Source organism: Parvimonas micra (genome assembly GCF_037482165.1).
Lineage (GTDB): Bacteria > Bacillota > Clostridia > Tissierellales > Peptoniphilaceae > Parvimonas.
Genome location: NZ_CP148048.1, coordinates 1142464 through 1158590 on the forward strand (window position 1 = coordinate 1142464; position 16127 = coordinate 1158590).

Here is a 16127-nt window from a genome sequence, read left to right on the forward strand (position 1 = left end):
AATACAAATAAATTAATTACTTTAAGGAATGTGACCTGTAATTATCAGGAAACATTCCTTTTTAATTATCTGTAATTATTCTAATGTTATAGCGATTAATATAATATATTACCATTTTATCAATATTTCAAGAATTTTTAGTCAAATATTTCCTATTTCTATATTTTAAAAATTATTAAAAATTTATAATATTTATAATAAAATACTATTGTTATAATATCATTTCTTAGGTTACTTATTATTTTATCTCAATATATAATATATTTAAAAATTTATAATTTTTTATCATTTTTGATAATAATTATCTTTTATTTATTATAATTTTATGTTACAATGTAATTGTGAGGTTTCTCACAAAAAAATTTTTTAAGGAGAGTGATACAAATGGCATTAACAAATGAAATTCTTAAGTCATTTAAAGAAAGATTTAATTCTTGTAAAACAAACAAGATTGTAGCTGCAAGTGTTGCAAAAGTGGGGTTACACGAAGCATCTACAAATCACGAAGTCTATAAAAGACATAATTTTCAGTTTTCTGATGTTACAAAAAAAGGTGAAATAACAAACCAAAAATCAAGTGGTAGATGTTGGATGTTCTCTGCATTAAATGTTGCAAGAGTTTCCACTATGGAAAAATTAAACATAAAATCTATGGAATACTCACAAACATATACTCTATTTTGGGACAAACTTGAAAAAGCAAACTTCTTTTTAGAAAGTATAATTGAAACATTAGACGAAAAAACTGATTCAAGAGTTGTTTCTCATCTTTTAACTGCGCCTGTACAAGATGGCGGTCAATGGGATATGTTTAGAGGTCTTTTAGAAAAATATGGTGTTGTTCCTAAAGGAATTATGCCAGAAACATTCCACTCTTCAAACACAAGAGATATGGAAGCAATACTAACTAAATATCTTAGAAAAGCAGCTTGTGATATGAGAAATCTTCATAAAGCTGGCAAATCATTGAAAGAAATTGAAGATTTAAAAAATGAAACTCTTTATACAGTTTACAATATTTTAACTAAATGTTTAGGAGAAATTCCTGAAACTTTTACCTATGAATACAGAGATAAAGACGAAAAATTCCACAGAATATCAAATATTACTCCTAAAGAATTTTTCGATAAATATGTTGGTTGGAATTTAAAAGATAAAATAAGTTTAATCAATGCTCCAACTGATGACAAACCTTACGGAAAAGTTTATACTGTAAAATTCTTGGGAACAGTTAAAGAAGCAGACAAAATAAAATACTTAAATGTTCCTATAGAAGTATTAAAAGAAAGTGCTATAAAGTCAATTAAAGCTGGAGAACCTATATGGTTTGGCTGTGATGTAATTAAGTTTTTGGAAAAGCAAAAAGGAATTATGGACTTAGATATGTTCTTGTATGATGACATATTCCCTACTTTAGAAAACTTTACAAAAGCAGAAAGACTTGATTATCACGAAAGTGTATTAACTCATGCAATGGTGTTTACAGGAGTAAATCTTGATGAAAATGGAAAACCGTTAGAATGGCAAGTTGAAAACTCTTGGGGAGATGCAGTTGGAGATAAAGGTATTTTTTCAATGACTGATGAATGGTTTGATGAATACAACTATGAAGTAATGGTTGACAAAAAATACGTTGATGAAAAATGGTTAAAAGCTCTTGATGAAAAAACAATAGAACTTGAACCATGGGATCCATTTGGTGCATTGGCAAGATTAAAATAATTGAAAAATTGTCCCAAAAATATATAGTACAAAAAAGGAAGTGCTTATAAACACTTCCTTTAATTTTTATATATTTTATACATTATTATTGCAGCTGCTATTGATACATTTAAAGACTCCATTGAATTGTCCATATCTATTTTTAAATGTGCATTTGAAATTCTTAGAATTTCAGCTGAAACTCCATTTGCTTCATTTCCCATAACTACAATATTTTTTCCATCAAATTTAAAATCTTCTAAAATTTTTGAATTTTCACTTAATGTCGTAGAAATTAATCTATATCCATCTTTTTGTAATTCTTTTATTTTTTCAATTTCACAATCTACAATATTTGTTCTAAACATTGCACCCATAGTTGCTCTTAAAACTTTTGAATTATATTTATCTACACAATTTATAGTCAATATATCCTTAATTCCAAAAGCATTTGCAGTTCTAACTATTGTTCCAAAATTTCCCGGATCACTTACATTTTCTAAACAAATTATATTTTTAGAAGAAATATTTTTATCCTCAATATAATTTACAACAGTAATGACTCCTTCAGAATTTGTAAGTTCAGTCAAGTTTTTAAATAATTTTTCAGATAAGATTATAACTTTATCTAAGTATTTTTCATTAAAATCAAAGTTTTCAATAAATTTTTCAGTACAAATTATATTTTCTATATCAAGTTCTTCGCCAATAGCCTCTAATAAGAGTTTTTTTCCTTCTAGCAAAAATAATTTATATTTATCTCTATTTTTTTTCAAATACAGACTCTTAAATAATTTATACCTTTTATTATCTTTACTATCTATAACTTTAAATTCCATATTATACCAGCTTACCAATCCAGTCATTTCTACCGGCAACTAAAAGAATATCACTGCTCTTTATAACATAGTCAGCTCCTACATTTATCTCCAAGCCATCTTTATTCTTTATAGCAACTATATTTACATGATGTCTATTTCTAATTTCAGAATCCTTTATTGATTTTCCAACCCAAACTTCCATTGGTGAAATTTCAACAAGAGAATATTCATCAGATAAATTGATAGAGTCTAAAATATTTGAATTACTTATATTATTTGCTACTCTTACTCCCATATCTTTTTCTGGAATTATAACTCTATCTGCTCCTATTTTTCTTAGAACCATTGCTTGAACACTATCAGTCGCTTTTGCAATAATTTTTGGAATACCTAGCTCTTTTGCTTCTACAGTTGCAATAATTGAAGTCTTATAGTCAGATCCTATTGCAACAACACAAATATCAAAATTAGCAAGTCCTAATTCCTTAAGGCTTCCATCTACACTAACATCACAAATTATAGCATGCGTAACCTTATCTGCAATAGAGTTTATAATCTCTTCATCTTTATCTATAACCATTACTTCATTTCCAAGTTTTCCCAAGGTTATGGCTAAACTCATTCCAAATCTTCCACAACCTATAACAGCAATTTGTTTCATACTATCTCCTATCCAACAATAACATTTCCACTTGAATACTTAAATTTCTTTTTATTAACCTTTTTATAAAAAGAGAAAATAATTGTAAGCGGACCAACTCTTCCAATAAACATCAATATAATTAATAATATTTTTGTAATATCTTTTAAATGTGGAGTTAAATCTTTACTAAGTCCAACTGTCGCAAAAGCTGAAACAGTTTCAAAAAGCAAATCTATAAATCTTACATTTTCAATCAAAGTTAAAATAAAAACTACAGTATTAACTAGTAACAAAGATATAACAAATATTCCAATTGCTCTTTTTGCTAAAGAAAAAGAAATTCTCCTTTTAAAAACTTCTATCTCATTATTATTTTGAATGAAAGATATAGTTGTTACTATCAATAAAAATATTGTAGTTGTCTTTATACCACCGGCTGTACTTGCAGGAGAGCCTCCTATAAACATCAAAAATACACTTAGAATCGTTGAAGATTCCGTAAAACCAGTTTGATCTATAGATGCAAAACCTGCAGTTCTTGTAGTAACAGATTGAAAAAATGAATTTGTAATTTTATCAAAAAAGTTTAAGTTTTTTAAAGTTTTTGCATTAGAATATTCTAAGACAAAAAAAGCAATTGTTCCAAATATAAGAAGTCCTAAAGTCATTACTAGAACAATCTTAGTATGCAATGAATACTTTTTATAATTGAATCTAAAATTACTTATATCAATATAAACATGAAATCCAAGACCTCCTAATATTATCAAAAACGAAACTATTAAAAGTAAATATGGATTTGTATTAAAACTCTCTAAACTATTTTCTCCTAAAACATCAAAACCTGCATTACAAAAAGCTGATATTGAATGAAAAATAGAATAATAAATTCCTTTCAACCCAAACTTAGGAACGAATGTAAAAGAAAGTAATATTGCACCCAAACCTTCAATTAAAAAGGTTGAAAAAATTACATATCTTATAAGTTTAACCATTCCACTAAGTTTTGTTGATCCCATTTGTTCTTGAATTACAAGTCTATCTTTTAAAGTTATCTTTTCGCCTAAAATCATAGCTACCATAGTAGCCATTGTCATAAAGCCTAATCCTCCTGCTTGAATTAAAAGCATTATAATAGTTTTTCCAAAATAATTAAATTCATTAGTTATATTTATAGTTGAAAGCCCAGTTACACAAACAGAAGAAGTTGATATAAATACACAATCTAAAAAATTTGTAAAATTTAAATTTTTAGATGAAAAAGGTAAAAATAACAGAATAGATCCAACAGTTATTATTAAAAAGAAACCTAAAGTTAATACCGCAGGCGGATTAGTTTCAAGCTTATTTTTTAACTGCTTTATAAAATCTCTCAAAATAACCTCCAAAAAAAAGCCCTTCAATTATGAAGGGACATTTTCTCTATTTTACTAATTCAACTAATTTTTTGAATCCTTCTGGATCATTTATAGCCATTTCAGAAAGCATTTTTCTGTTCATATTTATATTATTTTTCTTAAGTCCATACATAAATTTGCTATAACTTAAACCATATTGTCTTGTTCCGGCATTAATTCTTGCAATCCATAAGCTTCTAAAATCTCTTTTCTTTCTCTTTCTTCCTATGAATGAATAAGTCATTGATTTCATGATTGCTTGATTAGCAACTTTGAATAATTTTGACTTTGCACCATAATAACCTTTAGCTTGTTTTAATACTTTTCTATGTTTTTTTCTTGCATTTAAACTACGTTTTATTCTTGCCATTACTCTTTACCTCCATTATTAAGGAATCATATTATTGATTCTTTTTTGATCTCCACTACTGATAACTGATGATTTTCTTAAATTTCTAATTCTCTTTGGTGATTTCTTACTTGTTAAATGGCTCTTATATGCCTTAAATCTTTTAATTTTTCCAGTACCAGTTCTCTTGAATCTCTTAGCTGACGCTCTATGTGTTTTCATTTTAGCCATATCTAAAACCTCCTATTAATCTTGTTTTGGTGATAAAAACATTGTCATATTTCTACCTTCCATTACGGAATCTTTTTCTACATTTCCATATTCTGCAGTAAGTTCTTTAAATTGATTTAAAACTACCTTACCAATATCAGTATGTCCTAATTCTCTACCTCTAAATCTTACAGAAACTTTTACCTTATCTCCACCTTTTAAGAAATTATTCGCATGTTTTGCCTTAACTTCTATATCATGTTTATCAATACTTGGAGTAAGTCTAATTTCTTTAACATTTATAACTTTTTGTTTTTTTCTTGATTCTTTTTCTTTCTTTAGTGAATCATATCTATATTTTCCATAATCTAAAATTTTGCAAACAGGTGGATTAGCATTAGGAGAAATATTAACAAGATCCAATTTCTTTTCATTTGCCATTTCTAATGCTCTCGAAATTGGAACTACTCCAATTTGATTACCTTCTGCATCAATTAACCTAACATCTTTTGCTCTAATCTCTTCATTAATTAAAAGCTCTTTTATAATAACACCTCCATAAAAAAACGGCGAGTAAACACCCGCCATAATAATTACAAAACTTAAATTATTAACATAAACCTGAAACAAAATAGTAACAAGGTGAGAGCGAGTACTCTACTTCATTCATCATATTACTTAAATATTTTAACATATACTAATTAAATAGTCAAGCAATTTTTATAATAATTTAATTCTCTTTTGAAAATAAAAATTTCATATATCCAATAAAAACATATAGTACAATCAACGTTGCTAATATTTCTTGAAAATTAACAAATAATTTTAAAACTGAATTTGCTCCATATAATTTTGTAACATATCCATTAAATAATTTAGAAGAAAGTGCACTAATAACTAATGGGAATGTAAAACCTGAAAAACCTGGAGAAAATTTCAATTTCAGTAATTTTGGTAAATTTACTAAAACTACTAAATAGAAGAATAGTGAAAATCCAAACAAAACAGCAGCGAAAGTAAAATTCTTTTCAGGAAAAGTATTCAAATATCCTGCAAGTGCAAGTGAACCAGGTGCTGATAAAATTGCAAAAGTAGGTTGTGCAGGTTCTGGAATTTCTTTAACTTTAAATACTCTGTAACATACAACAGGTATTAAAATAAAATATGAAATTAAAGCAAACCAAAAACAAATTTGCCCTAATTTTAATTGTCCCGCTGCTCCTGCTGTAACACTAGCTGTTGCAATTCCTACATAAACAATATACCAAGATGGGAATACTTTCTTAATTGAAAAATTAGGTAAAAATTTAATACTAAACCAAATAATTAACAAAGCATGTAAGATTACACCAACAAACCAAAATGTAGCAGCTAAGCCTGAAGAATAAGGCTTTGCATAGCTACTAAGTAAAATAGTAGCCATTGTAATTGTTAAAAGTACACTTGCAGGAACTGGATTATCTAAAACAGTTTTTAATTTTGAGTTTAACAAAACAATTTTTAAAACAAAAATAATATATAAAATAAGTGCAACTCCACCTATACATAATCTAACAACATTACTATAAGATTGTAACAAATTTCCTAATGCAAACATAGCTAAAATCAATCCCGCAATAGGAATAGGTAATTTTTTTAATAAATCCATAAAATTCTCCTTTACTAAAATTTTTAAAAAATTCAAGTTAGGAATTTCTAAAAAGAAATCCCTAACTATTTTGAATTTATTTTTCTATTGGTCCACCTAAATATGATCCTGTATCATAATTTTTATTTAATTCGATTACAGAATCATCCATATGATTCTTTTTCATCTTCTTAATTATTTTTCTCTTATTCCCATTACGTTCAAATGGATTTGTAGTTTCAACTATACCTTGAACAACATTGTACCAATGTTTCCACGCCATTCCAATTCCTAACTCGTCAGGATGCCAATTTGCCATCAATCTAGTTCCCGGACATAAGAATGTGATATTTATTGTTCCATGTTCATAAGGAAGAGTTGTAAGATCATGACAAACCGCTTGTAAACCAACAGTTTTCATTTCTGGAGAATAGCCATTAAAATAAGAATATCCATGAACAACTCTCATTATATTATATGCTTTTTCAATCATAACAACAACATCCGGTTCAACTTTAAAATTTTCTAAAGGCATCACTACTATACCATAGATTGGTTCTTTCAAAAATATCATTTCATCAGAAACACTCTTTGATGTTTCAACATCTTTATAAATATTTTTACTAAATCTAGCTTCTCCAGATGCCATTTTAGGTGGTGCTTGATTAAAACCAAAAGCAACTGAACCATTTGGACAACCTTGATGTACCTTTCTTACCTTTATGTTTGAACCTTTAGATGCTAAATTAACAGCATTACAATATGTAACTTTACTTTCTCTTTCAGGTACTTCAAAATTTTCATAACTTTCCTCATCGTGAAAAAACTTCACACCTACAACTTTACGATTTAAATCTAAATATGAATCTACAAGTTTTACACTTTCTTGAATATCCATTCAAAACCTCCTATTTAATTTTTATATTTATATTTGATAAAATACTTTGCGAATTAGCAAACAAATATAATCAGTATTATATTATCATAGGATTAGAAATAAGTCTAATACTTTTTTCTTATGGATAGACAATATTAATAATTTTTTTCTATCATAAAATTTTTTAGTTGATTTTTAAACATTTAACAACCTTATGAAATCATAAAAATTCTTATGATAAAATATTCACTATTTTTTTAAAGATTTTACACAACATTAGCATTGATAATTACTTTATTTTTATACAAAAAAAGAAATGCGTTTTACCGCATTTCTTTTTACTTCATTGTCAATTTTACTTTTTGCTTTTCAAGGTCAATTTCTAAAATTTTAACCTTAACTACATCAGAAACTTTTAATACTTCTGAAGGATGCTTTATATATTTATTTGAAATTTGTGAAATATGAACTAGTCCATCATTTTTAATTCCAATGTCTACAAATGCCCCAAAATCTACAACATTTCTTACAGTTCCCTTTAATTCCATTCCAACCTCTAAATCTTCAATGGAAAGAACATCAGATCTTAAAATCGGTTTTGGCATATCTTCTCTTATATCACGACCAGGTCTTTTAAGCTCTTCAATAATATCTTTTAAAGTCAATTCACCAACTTCTAATTCTTTTGAAAGTTTAGAAATATTAATCTTATCTAAATCTTTCCCATAGAGTTTTTCAGCAATTTCATAACTTTCAGGGTGAACAGCTGTATTATCAAGTGGGTTTTCGCCATTTCTAATTCTCAAAAATCCCGCGGATTGAGTATATGCCTTAGGTCCTATTCCCTTTACTTTTTTTATTTCATCTCTATTTTTAAATGCCCCATTTTCATCACGATATGAAACTAAATTTTTAGCCATAGTTTTTGTCATTCCTGAAATATAAGATAAAAGTGAAAATGATGCAGTATTAACATCAACTCCAACTTTATTTACACAATCTTCAATAACATCTGATAAAGTTTCTGTTAATTGTTTTTGATTTACATCATGCTGATATTGTCCTATGCCAATATGTTTTGGTTCAATCTTTACAAGCTCAGCCATCGGGTCTTGAATACGTCTAGCTATTGATATTGCACCTCTAACAGTTACATCTAAATCTGGAAATTCTTCTTGTCCAAGTTTAGAAGCTGAATAAATTGAAGCTCCCGCTTCATTTACTATTGAATAGAATAAATCTTCTTTTTTCAATTCATTTATCAATTCTACAACAACTTTTTCAGTTTCACGACTTGCAGTTCCATTTCCTATTGCAATTAAACTTACATCATATTTTTTAATAAGTTTTGCCAAAATTTCCTTGCTTTCTTTTATCTTTTCCTGCGGTTTTGTAGGATAGATATTTACATGGTCTAAAACTGATCCAGTTTTTGAAATAACAGCTACCTTACAACCCGTTCTATAACCAGGGTCAATTCCTAGAACAACTCTGTCAAGAATTGGAGATTGCATAATATAAGGTTTTAAATTCTTGCCAAAAACTTCAATAGATTGTGTATCTGCTTTTTCTTTTAAATTTGCTCTTATTTCAGTTTCTATTTGTGGGAATAAAAGTCTATTATAACTATCGATAACAGCATCTTTTAAGAATTTATGACAGAAATTTTTATCATCCATACATAGTGAAAATAAAATTTCACCAATATTTTTTTCGTCACTTAACTTTATAGAAACCTTTAGAGCTTTTTCCTTTTCTCCTCTATTTATAGCAAGTATTCTATGTGCTGGAAGTTTAGAAATCTTTTCAGAAAATTCATAATACATATCATAAACATTATTCTCTTCTTTTCCCTTTTCAGAGACTAAAATTCCATTTTTCTCGGCATCTTTTCTTAAAATATCTCTAAAATCTTTATCTTCAGAAATCATTTCTGCAATAATATCTAAAGCACCAGCCATAGCTTCATCAATATTTAAAACTTCTTTTTCTTCACTAATAAATTCAGAAACTTTTTGTTCAAAATTATTTTCATTAAGTTTTCTATCTAAAATTAAATCAGCAAGTGGTTTTAGACCTTTTTCCTTTGCAATAGTTGCTCTAGTTCTCTTTTTAGGTCTAAATGGAAGATATATATCCTCAACTTTTGAAAGAGTTTCAGCATTTATAATTTCATTTTTTAATTCATCAGTCAACTCTCCAAGCTCGTCAATTAATCTAATAACATCTTCTTTTCTCTGCTCTAAATTTCTTAAATATTGTAATTTTTGTTCTAAATTTCTAAGTATTTCATCATCTAAATTACCCGTAACTTCTTTTCTATATCTTGCGATAAAAGGGATAGTATTTCCCTCATCTATAAGTTTTACAGTATTTTCAACTTGACCTACTTTTATATTTAATTCTTTTGCAATTTGTTCAAAAATATTCATTCTTACCTCTTTAATAAAAAAGGGAGCTAACGCTCCCTAAAATTCTAACAAAATAATTATTTTGCAGGTGCACTATGGATTGACTTTCCTTCTAATTGGTGAATTGCTTCCATAAATGCTTCTGATAGAGTTGGGTGAGCGTGAATCATCTTGCCTATTGACTCAACTCCCATATCATTTGCCATAGCAACTGTTCCTTCATGAATTAAGTCATTTGCATGAGGTCCAATAATATGGATACCTAAAATTCTCTTTAAGTCTTCAGTTGCAAGAACCTTTACAAATCCATCAGCTTCTCCTAATGAAACAGCTTTACCATTTCCGCTGAACATAAATTTACTCTTAACATAAGGAATATTTTGAGCAATAACTTCTTCTTCAGTTAAACCAACTTGAGCAACTTCTGGTAAAGTAAATGTACAAGCAGGAACAATATCTAAATTAATTTCAGGATGTTCTCCCATTAATTTTTCAACAACATGAATTGCTTGTGCACTTGCAACGTGAGCAAGTTGAACATTTCCATAAACAACGTCACCAATAGCATAAATATGGTCAACATTTGTCTTAAATCCTTTATCAGTAACTACAGCTCCTCTTTCAGTAACAACCCCAGCTTTTTCGATTTCTAATCCATCGATATTAGCTTTTCTTCCTGTTGCTAAAAGAACCATTGTACCTTCAGCTTCTTCAACTTTATCTTTATCAACTCTCTTAGCTGTAACTTTTAATTTACCGTTTTCTTGTGTAATTTCACTAGCACGAACTTTATTTACAATCTTAATTCCCGCTCTTTTGAAAATACTTGGAATTCTCTTTTGTATTTCTCCGTCAGTTGCAGGTAAAACACCGTTAGTCATTACAGTTACTTTTGAACCGAATTGAGCATAAATACTTGCAAATTCCATTCCAATAACTCCACCACCAACAACTATAAGTTCTTCAGGAATTTCTTTTAAATCTAAGAACTCATCACTAGTAATTACATTAGGCAAATCAGTTCCTGCAATTGGTGGAACACTTGGTTTAGAACCTGTAGCAATGATTATGTAATCAGCTGTTACATCTTTTTCTGAACCATCATTTAATTTAACATGAATTTTATGAGGATCAACAAAAGAACCAAAACCTTTTAGGTATTCAATATTTGGATAAGAACCAATTAAGAATTCTACCCCACCTACGATTTTTTCAACAACTTCGCATTTTCTTTCATTAAGTCTTATTGGATCAATTTTACATTCATCCATAAGTAAACCGAATTCTGCTTTTCTATGAATATTTTCCATAATTTCAGCATTTTTCCAAAGTGTTTTTGTAGGGATACATCCTCTATTTAAACAAGTACCACCCGGTCTATCTGCTTCAATAAGTACAACTTCTGCTCCCATTTGTGCAGCTCTAATAGCAGCCTCATATCCTCCTGGGCCTGCTCCAATAACAGCTATTTTAGTCATAAAACACACTCCTTAATTATTTTATTTTAAGTTTTCACTCACTTAAAATTATATATCAAAAATATTTTTTTTTCAAGTTTTTAAGTAAAATTTACTATATTTGCAATAAACTATTTAAAAGTATTTACAATTATACAAAATAATTAATATAAACAATTTTATAAAACACTTGTCTTTACTATAAATGAAAGTATTACAATACCTGTACTAAATACAATATGTCCGATTATCGCGCTTTCTATTCTTTTTGTCTTTAAATAAACATATCCAAAAGTCAAGGATATAATTACAGCTTCTACTACGACAGGAAGTGCATGTTTTACATTTATGAGTGCAAACAAAATTCCTGATAAACAGGCTGGCGTAAATAATCTGACAAATTTGTATCCACCTTCATATAAATCATATAAGTAGCCAAATACTATATTTCTATAGACTATTTCAGTTACAAATGGAATAATAAACACCATATTTATTAAGGAAATTTTATTATTAGAAACCAGATTTTTAATTCTAATAAATTCTCCAGTCATATCATAGGGATAACCTAAAAATCCTAAAATTTTATATATAATTTGCATTACAACTATCAAAGCTATCCCAGAACATACCCCAATCAAAATTGATTTTACTAAAGGTTCCTTTTTACTACCTTTGGATATTGAATTTGTTGGAAACTTTTTACAAAACAAATATACTAAAACTCCAAAAATCAAAAGTAAAATAATATTTATATTTGATAGGTTTTTAAGTACAAATTCTGATTTTAAATATTTATTTGCCAATGTAGAAAATCTTAAAATCCCTAAAAAATACACCAATGATATTATTAATGATACAATAAAATTTTTTGTCTTAACACTCATAACTTCCTCCTAAAATTTTTATTTTATAAATAAATTTTTTATATGTTAATTTAGAAAAATCTCATAATTGTTATAAATATATTAACTAAAATATGAACAGTTATAGCTGAACTGATTCTCTTAGTATATAAGTATATTGCTGAAAAAGATATTCCATAAATTATATACTGAATCATAGCCAAATGAAATACACCATCATGTGTTGAGCCGAAAATTATCGATGATATTATCATAGATGTTATTATCCTAATATATTTATTACAACCCGAATGTAAATCATACAAATATCCAAACAGTATTCGTCTATACACCAGTTCTTCAAATATATTTACCGAAGCTATTGAAAATAAACTTACAAACAAATTTAGTCTTTCAGTACCCCTAGTATTTTTTGCATTCAAACTATAAACATCAAGTTTGAAAATACTTTCAATGTATGAAGCTAAATATATAATCAACATAGTAAAAACAAAAACTAATATCGAAATAATTATAGATTTTTTTAAGTCCATTTTTTCTGAATTATCTATAGAATTTAATTTTCCATTAAATACATACTTTATAATCAAAAATATTATACAGTTTCCAAATAGACAACAAATCCCACCAACAAAGAAATTATTTACAATTGGATTTTCAAAAAATTTAAAAATAAATATTTTTCCAAAAAATAAAGAATTTAAAATTTTCTGCCTAAAAATAAATTCAAAAAATATAAACATTAAAGCAGGGAAAATCCACTTTTTAAAGTTTTTTACATTTATCAAAATATCCTCCTTTGCAATATTTTTTTAATATGAATTATTTTTTCTAAAAAAAGTTATTTTGATTAAATTACAAAAATGTATCTTTAACTATTAAAAATATATTAATTAAAACATGAACTGCTATAGAAGCACTGATTCTCTTAGTATATAAATATACTGCTGAAAAAGATATTCCATATATAATATATCTAACCATAGCATAAGCAAAAACACCATCATGTATTGAACCGAAGATTATAGATGATACTATTACAGATGTTATTATCCTAATATATTTATTACAACCCGAATGTAAATCATACAAATATCCAAACAGTATTCGTCTATACACCATTTCTTCAAAAATAGATATACAAACGCCTGAAAACATACTCACAGAAAAATTAAGTTTTTCGATAGCAAGAATATTTTTAGTATTTAAACTTATGTTAGATATATTAAAAATATAATATTCAACATACTTAGTAGTATAAACTAATATCATAGTAAATACAAAAAATAAAATTGAAATAATTATAGACTTTTTTAAATCCATTTTTTCAGAATTATCTATAGAATTCATTTTTCCATTAAATACAAACTTAGAAATTAATAAAATAATACAAGCAACAACAAAACACCATAATCCCAATGAAAAATATTTATTTACTACAGTATTATCAAAAAAAACAAAAACTAATAAATCATCATAAAATATTTTTTTTGATATTCTTTGCCTAAAAATGAATTCAAAAAATATAAACATTAAAATTGGAACTACCCATTTTTTTGAATTTTTTATATTTCCCACAATTTCACCTCTGCAATATTTTTTATAATATTTATAATTTTCTTAAAAATTTTATTATAATTAAATTCCAAAAATATCCATAATTGCTAAAAACAAATTATTTAAAACATGCACCGTCATAGATGCAGAAATTCTTTTCGTATAAAAATATACACTAGAAAAAACTACTCCATATATAACATATGTAATCATAGAAGGATGAAAAACTCCATCATGTGTTGCCCCAAAAATTATTGATGACACAAGTGCAGACGTTATAAATCTTACATATTTATTGCATCCTGAAAGTAAATCATATAAATATCCAAATAAGATTTTTCTATATACTATTTCCTCAAACATAGGTCCTGTAAATACTATAGTAAATACAGAAAACAATGTTTTTTTCAAAAAAAAATACTGTAATAATGGTGTTCTTACTTTTTCTAACAATACCTAAAACATTTACTAAAAAATTGTTGAGTATAAATAAAAATATTATAGTTAAAATCAAGATTACAATACAAAATAAAAAACTCTCTTTCAATCCTTTTTTTGAAGAAGCATCTATTGAATTAAATCTTCCATTATATACATACTTAGAAATTAACAACACTGATAAAATTATAAAAATATACCCTAATCCATCAAATAAAATACCATCAAAAAAATAATCTCCAGTCAATACGAACTTTCTAAAAATAGGTAAAATTTTTCTTTTAAAAATAAATTCACAAAAAACAAACATTAAAATCGGTAATATCCACTTTTTAAAGTTTTTTACATTTAATATATTAGCATTTAGCATTGTTTTCTCCTTTATTTTTTTTCATAATATTAAAAATAAATTATAAATCTCCTAAGGTCTAAAAGTAAGTTAAATAAAACATGTACAATTATTGGAGATGATATTCTTTTTGTATATAAATAAAGTCCAGATAAAATAAAACCATAAGTTATGTATTGAAGCATTGCAGGATGGAATAAACCATCATGTATTGATCCAAATATAATTGCAGATATTAATGCTGAAGTTATATATCTAATATATTTATTACATCCTGAAAATAAATCATACAAATATCCAAACAACAGTTGTCTATAAACTAGTTCCTCAAGTGTTGATGTTACAAAAGAAAGCCCAACTACTGGTAAGGGATTAGATTTAAATTCTTTTGTAATAGCATCTGCATTGGAACTATTTAAGCTAATATGACTAAAAAGAAAAGATTGTACCCACATAACCCCATATATAATTCCTATAGTTAAAAATAACACAACTATTGAAATAATAATAGATTTTTTTAAGTCCATTTTTTCAGAACTATCAATCGAATTTAATTTTCCTTTAAATATAAATTTAATTAACAAAAACAATATAATTGCAACAATAAAATTACCAATTAATATCGATTTAGAAAAATTACCTGCTCTATTTATTACAATATAAGAAATCATCTTATCAAATATAAATTTATAAGAAATTAATAAAATAATTGGTAATATCCATTTTTTAAAGTTTTTTACATTTAATAAATTAGTTTTTCTCATAAAAACTCCTTGACCATATATTTTATTGAATAACAATTTGTTAAAATTCACCTAAAGAAAGTGTAAATGCAGTATAATAATCACTATGCAAAGTAATGATACCATAAAGAAAACGTATTTGTCAAGATGAAATAACAAAATATTGTAAAACAATAAAAACGCTAATTATTATAAAATGTAATTATTGAAAAAACAGTATTTTTTATTTAATAAAAAATTTATTTATTAATTTTATTTATAAAAAGCTAATATAAAATTTATTATATATCTGTATGCAAACATTTCTATAAAGATTATTTTAAACTCAATAAAAAAACTCCAAAAGTTTTTACACTTTTGAAGTTCTAATTATAAAATAAAAAACCTTCACTTAATATTACGCTGGAAATCAAATCTCTAATATGTCATCTCAATCGAAATTAAACGACTTGAAAAAAATCTAGTCTTTATTTTGTTTACTTATAATCTAATTATGAGATTTCCAGAGCAATTGTATCTAATTATACAATTGCTCTGTCAGACCTACTTTTATTTGAAAGCAAACAAAGTTAGGGCTAGATTCACTACACTTCGCTTCGGTCGAAATGACGTGCAAAGAGAAAATCTAATTTAATAGCATAATGTTAAAAGTTAATAAACTTAAAACCATATTAATACTCT

General features: G+C 26.4%; 17 protein-coding genes. 1 reads left to right on the forward strand and 16 read right to left on the reverse strand.

Translation table 11 applies throughout. The features are described 5' to 3' along the window. The first annotated feature begins 384 nt into the window (after positions 1 to 384). Positions 385 to 1722 carry a C1 family peptidase gene (locus WFJ11_RS05535; protein ID WP_338817101.1) on the forward strand — a complete coding sequence of 446 codons (1338 nt, stop codon included), beginning with the start codon at positions 385 to 387 and terminating at the stop codon, positions 1720 to 1722. A 59-nt stretch (positions 1723 to 1781) separates the two neighbouring features. Here WFJ11_RS05535 and WFJ11_RS05540 read toward each other — a convergent pair whose 3' ends face one another. From WFJ11_RS05540 to WFJ11_RS05615, 16 genes are all read right to left on the reverse strand, one after another. Next, the gene (locus WFJ11_RS05540) at positions 1782 to 2567 is read right to left on the reverse strand and encodes an RNA methyltransferase (RefSeq protein WP_338817102.1); all 786 of its coding nucleotides are present in this window, start codon (positions 2565 to 2567) and stop codon (positions 1782 to 1784) included. After that, the gene (locus tag WFJ11_RS05545; protein WP_009354784.1) at positions 2542 to 3183 is read right to left on the reverse strand and encodes a potassium channel family protein; all 642 of its coding nucleotides are present in this window, start codon (positions 3181 to 3183) and stop codon (positions 2542 to 2544) included. Before WFJ11_RS05545 ends, WFJ11_RS05540 begins: the two co-directional genes overlap by 26 nt. Before the next feature lie 8 nt (positions 3184 to 3191). Beyond that, positions 3192 to 4541 (reverse strand): TrkH family potassium uptake protein, encoded by a 1350-nt coding sequence (locus tag WFJ11_RS05550; protein ID WP_338817104.1) that lies wholly within the window; start codon positions 4539 to 4541, stop codon positions 3192 to 3194. A gap of 46 nt (positions 4542 to 4587) precedes the next feature. Beyond that, on the reverse strand, positions 4588 to 4932 hold the full coding sequence (gene rplT / locus WFJ11_RS05555; RefSeq protein WP_009354971.1) for a 50S ribosomal protein L20: 345 nt from the start codon (positions 4930 to 4932) through the stop codon (positions 4588 to 4590). Between the two features lie 18 nt (positions 4933 to 4950). Further along, complete coding sequence (gene rpmI, locus WFJ11_RS05560; RefSeq protein ID WP_009354463.1) at positions 4951 to 5142, reverse strand: 50S ribosomal protein L35; 192 nt, start codon at positions 5140 to 5142, stop codon at positions 4951 to 4953. Positions 5143 to 5157: 15 nt separating this feature from the next. Continuing rightward, complete coding sequence (gene infC / locus WFJ11_RS05565) at positions 5158 to 5709, reverse strand: translation initiation factor IF-3 (RefSeq protein ID WP_009354441.1); 552 nt, start codon at positions 5707 to 5709, stop codon at positions 5158 to 5160. 142 nt (positions 5710 to 5851) lie between these two features. Beyond that, positions 5852 to 6769: a TDT family transporter gene (locus WFJ11_RS05570; protein ID WP_338817105.1), complete on the reverse strand. Its 918-nt coding sequence runs from the start codon at positions 6767 to 6769 to the stop codon at positions 5852 to 5854. Positions 6770 to 6845: 76 nt separating this feature from the next. Next, entirely contained in the window at positions 6846 to 7646 is an 801-nt protein-coding gene (locus tag WFJ11_RS05575) for a DUF169 domain-containing protein (RefSeq protein WP_338817106.1), read from the reverse strand. Between the two features lie 317 nt (positions 7647 to 7963). After that, positions 7964 to 10057 (reverse strand): Tex family protein, encoded by a 2094-nt coding sequence (locus WFJ11_RS05580; protein ID WP_338817107.1) that lies wholly within the window; start codon positions 10055 to 10057, stop codon positions 7964 to 7966. A 56-nt stretch (positions 10058 to 10113) separates the two neighbouring features. Further along, positions 10114 to 11514 (reverse strand): dihydrolipoyl dehydrogenase, encoded by a 1401-nt coding sequence (lpdA, locus tag WFJ11_RS05585; RefSeq protein WP_009354968.1) that lies wholly within the window; start codon positions 11512 to 11514, stop codon positions 10114 to 10116. Between the two features lie 158 nt (positions 11515 to 11672). After that, a complete protein-coding gene (locus WFJ11_RS05590; protein WP_009355079.1) occupies positions 11673 to 12380 on the reverse strand; it encodes a CPBP family intramembrane glutamic endopeptidase in 708 nt (235 codons plus the stop codon). Between the two features lie 50 nt (positions 12381 to 12430). Further along, positions 12431 to 13147 (reverse strand): CPBP family intramembrane glutamic endopeptidase, encoded by a 717-nt coding sequence (locus WFJ11_RS05595; RefSeq protein WP_338817109.1) that lies wholly within the window; start codon positions 13145 to 13147, stop codon positions 12431 to 12433. A 67-nt stretch (positions 13148 to 13214) separates the two neighbouring features. Continuing rightward, positions 13215 to 13937: a type II CAAX endopeptidase family protein gene (locus WFJ11_RS05600; protein ID WP_338817110.1), complete on the reverse strand. Its 723-nt coding sequence runs from the start codon at positions 13935 to 13937 to the stop codon at positions 13215 to 13217. A gap of 60 nt (positions 13938 to 13997) precedes the next feature. Further along, complete coding sequence (locus WFJ11_RS05605) at positions 13998 to 14279, reverse strand: CPBP family intramembrane glutamic endopeptidase (protein WP_338817111.1); 282 nt, start codon at positions 14277 to 14279, stop codon at positions 13998 to 14000. Continuing rightward, the gene (locus WFJ11_RS05610) at positions 14272 to 14724 is read right to left on the reverse strand and encodes a hypothetical protein (protein WP_338817112.1); all 453 of its coding nucleotides are present in this window, start codon (positions 14722 to 14724) and stop codon (positions 14272 to 14274) included. Before WFJ11_RS05610 ends, WFJ11_RS05605 begins: the two co-directional genes overlap by 8 nt. A 29-nt stretch (positions 14725 to 14753) precedes the next feature. After that, positions 14754 to 15467, reverse strand: a complete 714-nt coding sequence (locus WFJ11_RS05615) for a CPBP family intramembrane glutamic endopeptidase (protein ID WP_293439239.1) — start codon at positions 15465 to 15467, stop codon at positions 14754 to 14756. Positions 15468 to 16127: the final 660 nt, after the last annotated feature.

Coding starts and splice junctions, on each gene's coding strand:
- WFJ11_RS05540 (WP_338817102.1), bottom strand. CDS start 2,567: ATGACTGGATTGGTAAGCTGGTATAATATGGAATTTAAAGTTATAGAT.
- WFJ11_RS05570 (WP_338817105.1), bottom strand. CDS start 6,769: ATGGATTTATTAAAAAAATTACCTATTCCTATTGCGGGATTGATTTTA.
- WFJ11_RS05615 (WP_293439239.1), bottom strand. CDS start 15,467: ATGAGAAAAACTAATTTATTAAATGTAAAAAACTTTAAAAAATGGATA.
- infC (WP_009354441.1), bottom strand. CDS start 5,709: ATGGCGGGTGTTTACTCGCCGTTTTTTTATGGAGGTGTTATTATAAAA.
- lpdA (WP_009354968.1), bottom strand. CDS start 11,514: ATGACTAAAATAGCTGTTATTGGAGCAGGCCCAGGAGGATATGAGGCT.
- WFJ11_RS05545 (WP_009354784.1), bottom strand. CDS start 3,183: ATGAAACAAATTGCTGTTATAGGTTGTGGAAGATTTGGAATGAGTTTA.
- WFJ11_RS05535 (WP_338817101.1), top strand. CDS start 385: ATGGCATTAACAAATGAAATTCTTAAGTCATTTAAAGAAAGATTTAAT.
- rplT (WP_009354971.1), bottom strand. CDS start 4,932: ATGGCAAGAATAAAACGTAGTTTAAATGCAAGAAAAAAACATAGAAAA.
- WFJ11_RS05580 (WP_338817107.1), bottom strand. CDS start 10,057: ATGAATATTTTTGAACAAATTGCAAAAGAATTAAATATAAAAGTAGGT.
- WFJ11_RS05590 (WP_009355079.1), bottom strand. CDS start 12,380: ATGAGTGTTAAGACAAAAAATTTTATTGTATCATTAATAATATCATTG.
- rpmI (WP_009354463.1), bottom strand. CDS start 5,142: ATGGCTAAAATGAAAACACATAGAGCGTCAGCTAAGAGATTCAAGAGA.
- WFJ11_RS05575 (WP_338817106.1), bottom strand. CDS start 7,646: ATGGATATTCAAGAAAGTGTAAAACTTGTAGATTCATATTTAGATTTA.
- WFJ11_RS05610 (WP_338817112.1), bottom strand. CDS start 14,724: ATGCTAAATGCTAATATATTAAATGTAAAAAACTTTAAAAAGTGGATA.
- WFJ11_RS05605 (WP_338817111.1), bottom strand. CDS start 14,279: ATGTTTGAGGAAATAGTATATAGAAAAATCTTATTTGGATATTTATAT.